The organism is Salinibacterium sp. SWN139 (assembly GCF_015864625.1).
GTDB lineage: Bacteria > Actinomycetota > Actinomycetes > Actinomycetales > Microbacteriaceae > Rhodoglobus.
Window position 1 is genome coordinate 234,625 of the sequence record NZ_JADYWV010000001.1, and the last position, 12,011, is coordinate 246,635.

Sequence of the window (12,011 nt, forward strand, 5' to 3'; positions counted from 1 at the left end):
TGCAAAAACCCCGGCCAGAAGACTGGCCGGGGTTTTTGTTCTTGCTGTGGAGCCTAGGGGAATCGAACCCCTGACCTCCTGCTTGCAAAGCAGGCGCTCTACCAATTGAGCTAAGGCCCCAATTTAAGGAACCTCTTGTGGAGATTCCAGTGGGGGTACGTGGACTTGAACCACGGACCTCTTCGTTATCAGCGAAGCGCTCTAACCGCCTGAGCTATACCCCCGTTGGGCAGATACGAGAGTATCGCATTCTGACCGTTTGGCGTAATCGACTAGTTGTTAGTGAAACCCACGAGGATTCCGCCAGTAAGTCGAACGCTGAAGTTATAAAGCATACTCGAAATTGCGCCGAGTGCAGTACCGATCAAAACGTTCAAGATGGCAACGACCAGCGAGAATCCTCCGACCTGGGCAAGAGAGAACGTTGTCGCCACGCTGAAGGTTTCGTCACTCAAAATATCCCGGAAGATCTCATCGACCTTTCCGAAAATTCCGGTGGAGTTCAGCACGATCCACACCAGAAGCGATGCCACCACGAGGACAATTCCCAAAGACACTGCTACTAGGAATGAGAACTTAACGGCCGACCAGAAGTCGATGTACACGAGCTTCAGGCGAACCTGTTTTACCGATGTTTGGCGCTGCGACTTGCGCTGCAGCTTCTCTGCGACACTACTCATCTACCGACTCGTCCTTCCCAGCAGGGGCATCTTCGCTTGGAACACTATCGTTCCCAGCTTCAAGTTCTTTTTTCTCTAGATTTCGTTCGCTGTTTCGTGCGATTGCAATGATCTTGTCATCCGCTGCGAAGCGGGCAAAAACCACTCCCATGGTGTCACGGCCCTTGGCCGGAACCTCAGCGACAGATGAGCGTACCACCTTGCCACTGGCAAGAACCACAAGAACTTCGTCCTCATCCCCGACCATCAAAGCACCGGCCAAGTCGCCACGAGTACCGTCAAGTTTGGCAACCTTGATACCCAAACCACCACGACCCTGAACGCGGTATTGGTCGGCAGCAGTGCGCTTAGCGAAGCCACCCTCAGTGACGACGAACACGAAGCCACTGTCGGGAACCACGCTCGCGCTGAGCAGTTGGTCATCCTCTCGGAAGCTCATCCCCATCACACCAGACGTTGAACGACCCATGGGGCGCAGTGCTTCATCGGATGCCGTGAAGCGAATGGACATTCCCTTACGCGAAACCAACAAAACGTCGTCGGTGTTCTCCACCAGCAGGGCCGACACGAGTTCATCGCCTTCCCGCAGATTCACGGCGATGATGCCACCGCTGCGGTTGGTGTCATATTCCGCCAAGGCGGTCTTCTTGACGAGACCCTTGAGCGTTGCAAGAACTAGGTATGTGGACTGTTCATAGTCACGGATGTCGAGAATCTGAGCGATCTCTTCGCCGGGCTGCAGCGCCAAGAAGTTGGCAACGTGCTGCCCCTTGGCATCCCGGCCACCTTCTTGCAGCTCGTAGGTCTTGGCGCGGTACACGCGGCCGGTGTTCGTGAAGAACAACAACCAGTGGTGCGTCGTGGTGACGAACAAGTGGTCAACAATGTCATCGGCCCGAAGTTGTGCGCCCTTGACTCCCTTGCCACCGCGGTGCTGGCTGCGGTAGTTGTCGCTGCGGGTGCGCTTGACGTAACCGCCGCGCGTCACAGTAACCACCATCTCCTCTTCGGGGATGAGGTCTTCCATGCTCATGTCGCCATCGAAACCCATCATGATTTCGGTACGGCGGTCGTCGCCGTACTTGGCAAGCAACTCCGTCAGTTCTTCACTGACGATGTTGCTCTGGCGTTCCTTGCTCGCAATGATTGCCTTGAACTCAACAATTTCGAGCTCGATAGCATCGTGTTCGTCGATGATCTTCTGGCGCTCAAGGGCCGCGAGTCGACGCAGCTGCATGTCGAGAATTGCGCGGGCCTGAATCTCATCGATGTCAAGGAGATCGATCAAGCCGTTGCGCGCATCTTCAACGGTGGGCGAACGGCGGATGAGGGCAATGACCTCATCGAGAGCGTCCAGAGCCTTGAGGTAACCACGCAAGATATGGGCACGTTCTTCAGCCTTGCGCAGGCGGAACTCGGTGCGGCGAACGATCACTTCGATCTGGTGGGTAGCCCACTCGGTGATGAAGCCATCAATCGAGAGCGTGCGCGGGATGCCATCGACAATCGCGAGCATGTTCGCACCGAAGTTTTCCTGCAGCTGCGTGTGCTTGTAGAGGTTGTTGAGAACAACCTTCGCCACAGCATCGCGCTTCAGCACGATGACGAGGCGCTGGCCGGTACGACCAGACGTCTCGTCGCGGATGTCGGCGATCCCGGCGAGCTTGCCGTCCTTGACAAGGTCGGCGATTTTCAGTGCCAGATTGTCGGGGTTCACCTGGTACGGGAGCTCGGTGACGACGAGGCACGTGCGACCCTGAAGTTCTTCGACATTCACTACAGCACGCATCGTGATCGAACCACGACCCGTGCGGTACGCATCCTGAATTCCCTTGACACCAAGAATTTGCGCGCCGGTCGGGAAGTCCGGCCCCTTGATGCGCTGAATCAGCGCCTCAACGAGCTCTTCGTGAGAAGCATCTGGGTTGGCCAAGTGCCAGAGGGCACCCTCGCCAACTTCGCGGAGATTGTGCGGCGGAATGTTTGTAGCCATACCGACCGCGATACCCACAGAACCATTGACGAGCAGGTTCGGGAAACGGCTAGGAAGAACCGTCGGCTCTTGGGTGCGGCCGTCATAGTTGTCTTGGAAGTCGACGGTGTCTTCTTCAATGTCCCGCACCATTTCCATAGCGAGGGGAGCCATTTTGGTTTCCGTGTAACGGTGGGCAGCAGCACCATCGTTGCCGGGAGATCCGAAGTTTCCTTGGCCTAGGGCCAATGGATAACGAAGGCTCCACGGCTGTACCAAACGAACGAGGGCGTCGTACACCGACGAGTCACCGTGCGGGTGGAACTGCCCCATGACATCACCGATGACGCGGGTGCACTTGGAGAAACCCTTGTCTGGGCGGTAGCCACCGTCGTACATCGCGTAAATAACACGACGGTGCACAGGCTTCAAGCCATCGCGCACCTCAGGAAGCGCACGACCCACGATGACGCTCATCGCGTAGTCGAGGTAGGAGCGCTGCATCTCCAGTTGAAGATCGACCTGATTAATCTTGTCGTGGCGGTCGTCTATGGGTGCATCCTCGAAGGTCTTCTTCGGAGTTTCTTCGTCAGCCATTAAGTGTCAATTCCAGTCTGTGTGAGTCGCGAGTGCGGGCGCCGTGTGCTCGTAGCGAGCTAGATGTCTAAGAAGCGGACGTCTTTGGCGTTGCGCTGGATAAAGTTTCGGCGAGACTCAACGTCTTCGCCCATGAGGGTCGAGAAGATTTCGTCTGCCGCGGCAGCGTCATCGAGGGTGACTTGAAGAAGCGTGCGAGTGGCGGGATCCATCGTGGTTTCCCACAATTCCTTGTAGTCCATCTCACCAAGACCCTTGTAACGCTGGATGCCGTTGTCCTTCGGCATGCGCTTGCCCTCCGCGAGACCCATTTCGGTCAGGGCGTCGCGCTCAGCATCGCTGTACACATACTGGTGTTGCGCGTTGCTCCACTTGAGGCGGTAGAGCGGGGGCTGCGCCAAGTACACGTAACCCAAATCGATCAGCGGACGCATGTAGCGGAAGAGCAGAGTGAGAAGCAGCGTCGTGATGTGCTGGCCATCAACATCAGCATCAGCCATCAAAACGATCTTGTGGTACCGAGCCTTCTCGGGGTCGAAGTCTTCGCCGACACCAGCGCCGAACGCAGTAATCATTGCTTGGACTTCGGCGTTGCCGAGAGCGCGATCGAGGCGCGCCTTCTCGACGTTCAAGATTTTGCCTCGCAGCGGGAGGATTGCCTGGAACTCGGGGTTACGACCTTGTACAGCAGAACCGCCGGCCGAGTCACCCTCAACCATGAAGATCTCAGACAGTGACGGGTCTTTGCTCGAGCAGTCGCGCAGCTTTCCGGGCATTCCACTCGACTCAAGCAAACCCTTACGACGAGTCTGTTCGCGCGCTTTACGGGCAGCGAGTCGCGCTTGGGATGCCTGAATGGCTTTGCGAATAACATCGCGGGCCTGCGTGGGGTTGCGGTCGAACCAGTCACCGAGCTGCTGCCCAGCAATTCGCTGAACGAATGCTTTCGCTTCGGTGTTACCGAGCTTGGTCTTGGTCTGGCCTTCAAACTGGGGCTCGCCCAGCTTGATTGAGATGACTGCGGTCAGCCCCTCACGCACGTCATCACCAGAAAGGTTGTCGTCCTTTTCCTTGATGATGTTCTTCTCACGCGCATAGCGGTTCACCAAAGTGGTGAGCGCAGCGCGGAAACCCTCTTCGTGGGTTCCACCCTCGTGAGTGTTGATGGTGTTGGCATAGGTGTGAACACTTTCGGAGTATCCCGCCGTCCACTGCATCGCGACTTCGAGCGAAATCCTCTTCTCGGTGTCTTCCGATTCAAAGGCGATGACATCCGGGTGGATGAGTTCGTTCTTCTTCGTCTTGTTCAAGTACTCCACGTAGTCAACGAGTCCACGCTCGTACATGTAGCTCTCGGAGATTTCGTCTTCGCCACGTTCATCAGTGATAGTGATGCGCAGTCCCTTGTTAAGGAATGCCATCTGCTGGAAGCGCGCGCGCAGAGTTTCGAAGTCGAACTCGACTGTTTCGAAAGTCTCCTTGCTCGGCCAGAAAGTCTGCTGAGTACCTGTTTCGTCGGTGCTTTCGCCTTGGGTAAGGGGACCTGTCGGCACACCGTTAGCGAAGCTCATCCGCCAGACGTGTCCCTGACGACGAACCTCGGTGTCGATTTCTGCCGAGAGTGCGTTCACTACAGAAATACCAACACCGTGGAGTCCACCGGAGACGGCGTAACCGCCGCCACCAAATTTTCCACCAGCATGCAGGATCGTCATAACCACTTCAACAGTGGACTTCTGCTCCTGCTGGTTAAGATCGACCGGAATACCGCGGCCGTTATCGCGAACTCGAACCGAGCCGTCTTTGCGGAGCCAAATGTTGATGTTGTCGCAGTAACCCGCGAGAGCCTCATCCACAGAGTTATCCACAACCTCATACACAAGGTGGTGAAGACCGCGGGGGCCGGTCGAACCGATGTACATACCGGGGCGCTTGCGCACGGCCTCAAGACCCTCAAGGATCTGGATCTGATCGGCACCGTAACTGTCAGCGGCAACATGACCGTTGGCAATGATATGGCTTTCGGGCACGTCGTTCTCGGGCGTCGATGTCATCTGAAGTTAGGCTCCTGCCGCTAGTTCACGCTGGCCATTCAGAGCGGATAACTCCCTGAGGAGGCGCGTCCGACGGCTTTGGAGATTCTACCAAATTCCGAGAGCCCGCGGCGCTCAAATTGCCTTCTGCGGGAGTTTCTTTAGTAGCGTGACCTATTTTGCCTTCCTAGCCGTAAGTATCTCGCGGGCCCCTACCTGGAATTGATCTGGGGCCTCTTTTCCACGAAGGGGCGTTGGGCCCTTCAAAGCGCACGGATTCCACACCGGCTTCCGGGTGCTGTTGAGCGATCGTCGTTGTGATGTGGCCACGCATGAGTCGAAGTTGGGTTGCCCACGCGGTGGAATCGCACCGGATGGTCAGCACTCCCTCTTCAATCCCGATCGGTTCCGAGTGTTCTGCCGTTTCGGCGCCAACAATTGTGGTCCAGGCAAGAATCAATTCAGAGCGAGCCAAGGGAGAGCTCCACCCCATGCTCATCGTGAGGTTATCCATCACATCGCCAAGTCCGTGCGGATCGCGACCGGGGGCAAAAGGAACGCTCGTTCCCGGCTCCTTGCGATTACGCTTGCGCGCCATATACGAACGTTTGCTGGCATCACCGAAAACATCGCGGAATCGGAGATAGACCGCAACGTGCTCATCCACCGCAGGATCCCGGTCATTCATCGTCAATCACCTCGCCGGCGCTGATGCGCACTACATTCGCCGCGAGTTCCGTCGGAACATCGCCAAATACCGCAGCGGTTATGAGAACTTGTTCGAAACCCGCGATCGAAGTCGCAAGTCTTTCGCGACGAGATTGGTCGAGCTCTGCAAAGACATCATCCAAAATAAGCACCGGGTCGCCTGCCGAAGAATCGCGACGCAGCAGTTCAGCGGATGCCAGCTTCAGCGCGAGAGCGAACGACCACGATTCGCCGTGGCTGGCATACCCTCGCGCTGGCAACCCATTGAGTCCGAAGATCAAGTCATCGCGGTGCGGTCCAACGAGGGTAATTGCTCTATCACGTTCTGCTTTTCGTACGGATGCCAGGGCCGCGGTGAATGCTGCCGTCGCGTCAGCGACTGAAATTATTTCGCCAACCGCGCTAGTGGCTACCGCGTTTTCTGCGTCATCCTGACGAGAAATGATGCTCAACGAATTGGCGAGCGATGCACCGTGATCTGCACCGACGATACGTTCGTAAGCAAGGGACACTTCGGGGCTAAGATCAGCAACCAAGGCACTGCGGGCGCTGATGATTTCGGCACCAAAGGCGACGAGCCGTTCATCCCACACATCGAGAGTGCTCAACTGGGCGTCTCGAATGCCGGATGCCCGTGCTGATTTCAGCAGCATGTTACGTTGCTTCACGACACGTTCGTAGTCGCTCATTACCCCACTGAATCGTGGAGAGCGAAGCACGAGAAGCTCATCGATAAAGCGCCGCCGCCCGGAGGGTTCGCCGCGCACGAGCGCCAAATCCTCTGGCGCGAAGAGAACACTGGAAAAGTAGCGCGGAAGTTCGCGGGTGCGGATAACTGAACGATTGATCTGAGCACGGTTAGCCCCAGAACGATTGATCTGCACTTCGGCCAAGAATTTTCGTTCATTATGTTCGAGGCGCACTCTCACAATTGCGGCATCCGTTGATTGCCGAACCATGGCGTGATCAGTCGAGACGCGGTGTGAACCGAGCGTGCTCAAGAATCCAAGAGCCTCAACTAGATTCGTTTTACCCTGGCCATTGGAACCTACGATGAGGGTCGGTCCTGCGGCCAGTTCTAGAGTCAGGCCCTTGTAATTACGGAAATCTTTGAGCTCCACATGAGTTACACGCATTGCGGCGAAACTTAGCTCTTGCGGACGCTATGCCCGCCGAACTGATTGCGGAGAGCGGCGACCGCCTTCATGGAAGGAGAGTCTTCTTGACGAGAAACGAAACGTGCAAAAATTGCGGCGCTAATCGTCGGAACAGCAACGGCTTGATTGAGAGCCTCGTGTACAGTCCAACGGCCCTCCCCCGAATCCTCGACGTAGCCAGCAATATCAGAAAATTCGGGATCTTCTTCGAGAGCTTTCACGAGAAGTTCAAGCAACCAGGAGCGAACGACTGTTCCTCGCTGCCAAGCTTTAAAGGTGCCGGGAACGTCTTCGATGAGATCCTTGCGGCTGTCGAGTAGTTCAAAGCCTTCGGCCCAGGCCTGCATAAGGGCATATTCGATGCCGTTGTGGACCATCTTGGCGTAGTGACCTGCACCAACGGGGCCAGCATGAACAAAACCCTCTTCGCGCGGGCCTTCGGGGCGAAGAGCGTCGAAGATCGGCATCGCTCGTTCGATATCCGTCTTATTGCCACCGGCCATCAGCCCGTAGCCGTTATCAAGTCCCCAGATTCCACCAGAGACTCCGACGTCCACGAAGGAAAGATTGAGTTCTTCGAGCTGATCACGGTGAAGTTGATCATCCGTGAACCGCGTGTTTCCACCATCGATGACGAGATCGCCAGGTGTGAGCAATGCCGCGACATCGGTAATTACAGAATCCGTAATCGTGCCGGAAGGGACCATGACCCACACAATGCGGGGGGCCGGCAACGCATCCACCAAGTCGGTCAGATCGGCCACATCACTAACCTCAGGATTGGGGTCGTACCCGGTCACTGTGAGACCGGCGGCTCGCATGCGCTCGCGCATGTTGCCACCCATTTTTCCTAGGCCAATGATTCCGACATGCATAGTTTCCGCCATGGATTACCTCAACAAAAGGTTGGGCTGCAACAGGTACTTGTAGTTGTCGCTGCCTGGCTGATCCTTCGATGACTGGCTCGTAATTAGCACAGGGCCTGGCTTGTTCGGGTTTTCGGTCTTGGTGAACGAAATTCGCACGAATTCGGAATGAACCGAACTCAAGCCATCGATCAAAAATTGCGGCTTGAGTGAGACCACGGTGTCGTCGCCCGTGAGGAACGCGTCGATGGTTTCGGATGCCTGTGCTTGTTCAGACCCGATGGCTTCCAAAGTGACGCCCTCGGTCGTGAAAGTAAAACGCAGGGCAGCTTCCCGCTCAAGCACGAGGGACACTCGACGAACGGCTTCAATGAGCTCGCCAGTGTTCATGACAGCGAAGTTATCCACAGTCTCGGGAAAAAGTCGGCGAACCGGTGGAAAGTTTCCTTTGATGAGCAACGAGGTCACAGTTTTCTTATCCGCTTGGAACGCAATGAGCTCACGTTCATCGGAACTCGTGATCGCGACGGAAATCTCGCCGCTGTTGCCGAAAGTCTTTCCCACTTCGACCAAAGTCTTGGCCGGCACCAATGCGGTTGCAGCTTCGACTCCGGATGCACCGGCATCCCATTCGATGTCACGAACGGCTACTCGGTAGCGGTCAGTGGCAACAAGCGAGATGTTATTTTCAGAAACCTCGAGCTGCACACCGGTGATGACGGGCGTGACGTCGTCGCGTGATGCAGCAACCGCGACCTGAGAAATAGCGGCGGCGAAGAGGTCAGCCTTGAGCGTTCCCACCTTGTCGGAGATCTGCGGAAGTGAAGGATATTCTTCAACCGGCATGCTCGACAACGTGAAATGGCCGGTGCCACAGGCGACGGTGATTTTGTTGTCTTCGGTGCTAAAACGCACAGGAGCGTTGGGAAGTCTGCTGGCAATGTCAGCCAAAAGCTTGCCAGAAACCAACACACGACCAGGTTCTTCAACCTCAGCGAGGATCTGTGTTCGTGCGGAAACCTCGTAGTCAAAAGACGAAAGCGTGAGGCCCTCATCGGTAGCTTCGATCAAGACACCGCTCAAAATCGGCAGCGTTGTGCGTTGCGGCAGCAGTTTTACCGCGAACGAAACCGCCTCGCTGAAGACGTCACGATTGACTTGAAACTTCATGAACTACCCCTAACCGGATCAAGCTCTGGCCGTTAATACTGGCACAGCCAATCCACTTGCGAACTACAGGTTATTTGGGATTCAAATTTCATTCTTTAAAGGTCACACTCTTAACCGTTGTGGATTGTGTGAATAACTCTTCCAAATTCATGTAATTACTGGAAACTACATCGGTGTGAGTTGTTGACGGCCAGTGGAGAACACTCGCACTCTTCGTGGAAACTCGAATCACGCGAATTCTTGATTCCACAGAAAAATTCTTGTGGTCAACAATCTTTCCGGCGAGTTGGGAGGGTTATCCCCAAGTTATCCCCAAGTGGGAAAACCTATTTCTGGCTGAAACGCTGGTTTTGTTTGATGCGACTTGTGAGCTCAGTGACCTGGTTATAGATCGAGCGACGCTCTTTCATGAGCTCAGTGATCTTCTTATTGGCGTACATCACTGTCGTGTGGTCTCGATTTCCAAACAGCTGACCAATCTTGGGCAACGAGAGGTTCGTCATTTCTCGACAGAGATACATAGCGATCTGACGCGCGGTTGCAATTGCTTGCGAACGGGAAGAACCATAGAGGTCGTCGACGGAAAGCTTGAAGTAGTCAGCGGTGTGATTGATGATGTCGACCGGCGCTATGACGTTATCTTCATCAAGAGTGATGAGATCTTTCAGCACGGTCTGGACAAGAGCCATATCGACTTCGGTGCGGTTAAGGCTCGCAAACGCCGTAACTCGAATCAATGTTCCTTCGAGTTCACGAATATTTGATGAGACCTTCGATGCCATGAATTCGAGGATGTCGTTGCCCACCTGCATCTTCTCGCTCTGGGCCTTTTTGCGAAGAATGGCGATTCGCGTTTCAAGGTCGGGCGCCTGCACGTCGGTGATGAGGCCCCATTCGAATCGCGACCGCATCCGGTCTTCAAAACCGGTGAGGTGTTTCGGAGGTAGGTCGCTGGTAATGACCACTTGCTTGTTGTGATCGTGAAGGGTGTTGAAGGTGTGGAAGAACGCTTCTTGAGTGGAGTCCTTACCTTGAAGGAACTGGATGTCATCGATCAGCAAGATGTCGATCTCACGATAACGAGACTGAAATACTGACGCGCGGTTATTAGCGATCGAGTTGATGAAGTCATTGGTGAATTCTTCGGAACTCACGTAACGCACCCGGATTCCAGGGTAGAGGCTCTCTGCATAGTGACCTATGGCATGCAACAAGTGAGTCTTGCCAAGCCCGGACTCGCCATAGATGAAGAGCGGGTTGTAGGCCTTCGCTGGTGCTTCGGCGACAGCCACTGCTGCTGCGTGAGCGAAGCGGTTGGATCCACCAATAACGAAGTTGTCAAAACTGTATTTGGGATTGAGCCGTGAATCGCCGCGTCGAGGCGTTGATGTTTCGACGGGCTTTTGTGGAGTCGGTTCAATGTAGGGCTGCTCGGTACGCGGTATGTCTTGAGAAAGGGCATCCTGTTGGATTTCAGGATTGACCACGGTGGCGAAGTTTGAAATTCCGTGTTCGTCGTCGAGAGCGGCGATCGCGTCGATGAACGGCTGGCGCAGTCGTTGTTCGAGCATCCCCCTCGTGAGCTCGTTGGGAACCTCGAGATAGAGGGTGCCGGCCATGACGCCTTTTGGTTCAACCAGATTCACGAATCCCTGCAGTTGAGGGGTAATTCGCTCATCACCGTTGAGGTGTGTCAGAACTGTTTGCCACAGTCCTTTAGTCGGGTCGGGTGTTTCCGACATTCTTTTCCCATCCCTTGGCAGTATTTACTCACAGGCTTATCCACTGGTGAGTACAGCTATTCTCGCTGAAATACTGCGGTCTTTTGGCCGTTGTGCACTGATAGTCATCGTAGTTGTCCACAGCATGTCGTTACCAATAAGGATGTATTCTGTGTGGATAATGCGCCGTTGCAGAAAGTGTGGTTTGACCGCACCCGTTTAACGCCGTAGTTTTAATCAGTTGACTTCTGGCCCTTGGGCCTACCAATTCTTCCCGGCTGCTAGAGCTGGGCCTTGGAGATATAGCTATGAGCAAGAGAACTTTTCAGCCCAACAACCGTCGCCGCGCGAAGGTTCACGGTTTCCGTCTGCGTATGCGCACCCGTGCCGGTCGCTCGATCCTGAGCGCTCGTCGCCGCAAGGGACGCACCGAACTCTCCGCGTAATCTCGTCCGGTGCTGTCTAAGGCAAACCGTGTGGCGCTTCCTAGCGATTTTCGCTTGGCTGTGCGTCGCGGTCGTCGTTTCACAGCACCGCACTGCGTTGTCCACATTGTGAATAATGAGCGGTCTCAGAGCGTTCGCTTTGGTTTCATTGTTTCTAAAGCGGTAGGCAATGCGGTTGTACGCAATCGAGTTCGGCGTCGGCTTCGTGCTGCTGCTGCTCAGCTTCTTCCTCACGTCCAGTCGAACGTAGACATTGTGGTTCGTGCGCTGGCAGGTTCTGAGCAAGCTGCGTGCACTACGCTTCAGGCTGAGATTGCAGAAGGGATCGACCGCATCGTGGTGAAGGTATGAGTTCCGTCGTGACATTTGCGATGCTCCTTCCGCGCAACGTGTGTGTCCTTGTCTTGCGGATTTATCGAGCAGTGATCTCACCTCTCTACGGTGATGTCTGCCGGTATTACCCTTCGTGCTCTCACTACACACTTCAAGCAATTCAGGAACACGGTGTTATCCGTGGTGTGTGGCTTGGTTCTCGTCGTCTTCTTCGTTGCCACCCGTGGGCCGAAGGCGGAATCGATGACATCCCGGTTCGTCGGCACGACCGCTACCAGATCACTCGATTCGGCTTTGTTGTAGCCGCAAGCCACGAAAGGGGCTAACT

The 12,011-nt window shown here is 55.2% G+C and carries 11 protein-coding genes and 2 tRNA genes; 3 read left to right on the top strand and 10 right to left on the bottom strand.

The genetic code is table 11. The annotated features are described in order from the left end of the window. Positions 1-47: 47 nt before the first annotated feature. The 10 genes from I6E74_RS01140 to dnaA all read right to left on the bottom strand — a co-directional run bounded on the left by I6E74_RS01140 (position 48) and on the right by dnaA (position 10,925). Positions 48-120, bottom strand: a tRNA-Ala gene (locus tag I6E74_RS01140). A 30-nt stretch (positions 121-150) separates the two neighbouring features. After that, positions 151-224 (bottom strand) — tRNA-Ile (locus I6E74_RS01145). Between the two features lie 48 nt (positions 225-272). Next, the gene (locus I6E74_RS01150; RefSeq protein WP_197122285.1) at positions 273-680 is read right to left on the bottom strand and encodes a DUF3566 domain-containing protein; all 408 of its coding nucleotides are present in this window, start codon (positions 678-680) and stop codon (positions 273-275) included. Continuing rightward, on the bottom strand, positions 673-3,249 hold the full coding sequence (gene gyrA, locus I6E74_RS01155) for a DNA gyrase subunit A (protein WP_197122288.1): 2,577 nt from the start codon (positions 3,247-3,249) through the stop codon (positions 673-675). Before gyrA ends, I6E74_RS01150 begins: the two co-directional genes overlap by 8 nt. 59 nt (positions 3,250-3,308) lie before the next feature. Next, positions 3,309-5,303, bottom strand: coding sequence for a DNA topoisomerase (ATP-hydrolyzing) subunit B (gene gyrB / locus I6E74_RS01160; protein ID WP_197122289.1), 1,995 nt, complete (start codon positions 5,301-5,303; stop codon positions 3,309-3,311). Between the two features lie 166 nt (positions 5,304-5,469). Further along, positions 5,470-5,970, bottom strand: coding sequence for a DUF721 domain-containing protein (locus I6E74_RS01165; RefSeq protein WP_197122291.1), 501 nt, complete (start codon positions 5,968-5,970; stop codon positions 5,470-5,472). Beyond that, positions 5,963-7,126, bottom strand: coding sequence for a DNA replication/repair protein RecF (gene recF / locus I6E74_RS01170; protein WP_197122293.1), 1,164 nt, complete (start codon positions 7,124-7,126; stop codon positions 5,963-5,965). Before recF ends, I6E74_RS01165 begins: the two co-directional genes overlap by 8 nt. 11 nt (positions 7,127-7,137) lie before the next feature. Continuing rightward, complete coding sequence (gene gnd / locus I6E74_RS01175; RefSeq protein ID WP_197123575.1) at positions 7,138-8,022, bottom strand: phosphogluconate dehydrogenase (NAD(+)-dependent, decarboxylating); 885 nt, start codon at positions 8,020-8,022, stop codon at positions 7,138-7,140. Positions 8,023-8,037: 15 nt separating this feature from the next. Further along, the gene (gene dnaN / locus I6E74_RS01180; RefSeq protein WP_197122295.1) at positions 8,038-9,183 is read right to left on the bottom strand and encodes a DNA polymerase III subunit beta; all 1,146 of its coding nucleotides are present in this window, start codon (positions 9,181-9,183) and stop codon (positions 8,038-8,040) included. A 326-nt stretch (positions 9,184-9,509) separates the two neighbouring features. Next, on the bottom strand, positions 9,510-10,925 hold the full coding sequence (gene dnaA, locus I6E74_RS01185) for a chromosomal replication initiator protein DnaA (protein WP_197122297.1): 1,416 nt from the start codon (positions 10,923-10,925) through the stop codon (positions 9,510-9,512). 287 nt (positions 10,926-11,212) lie between these two features. Between dnaA and rpmH the strand changes: the two genes are divergently transcribed. From rpmH to yidD, 3 genes are read left to right on the top strand one after another with little or no spacing between them, the layout of a single operon-like run. Continuing rightward, on the top strand, positions 11,213-11,350 hold the full coding sequence (gene rpmH, locus I6E74_RS01190) for a 50S ribosomal protein L34 (RefSeq protein ID WP_055810406.1): 138 nt from the start codon (positions 11,213-11,215) through the stop codon (positions 11,348-11,350). Between the two features lie 60 nt (positions 11,351-11,410). Beyond that, positions 11,411-11,701, top strand: coding sequence for a ribonuclease P protein component (gene rnpA, locus I6E74_RS01195; protein WP_374189212.1), 291 nt, complete (start codon positions 11,411-11,413; stop codon positions 11,699-11,701). 20 nt (positions 11,702-11,721) lie between these two features. After that, a complete protein-coding gene (gene yidD, locus I6E74_RS01200; RefSeq protein ID WP_231601222.1) occupies positions 11,722-12,009 on the top strand; it encodes a membrane protein insertion efficiency factor YidD in 288 nt (95 codons plus the stop codon). Positions 12,010-12,011 lie beyond the last annotated feature (2 nt).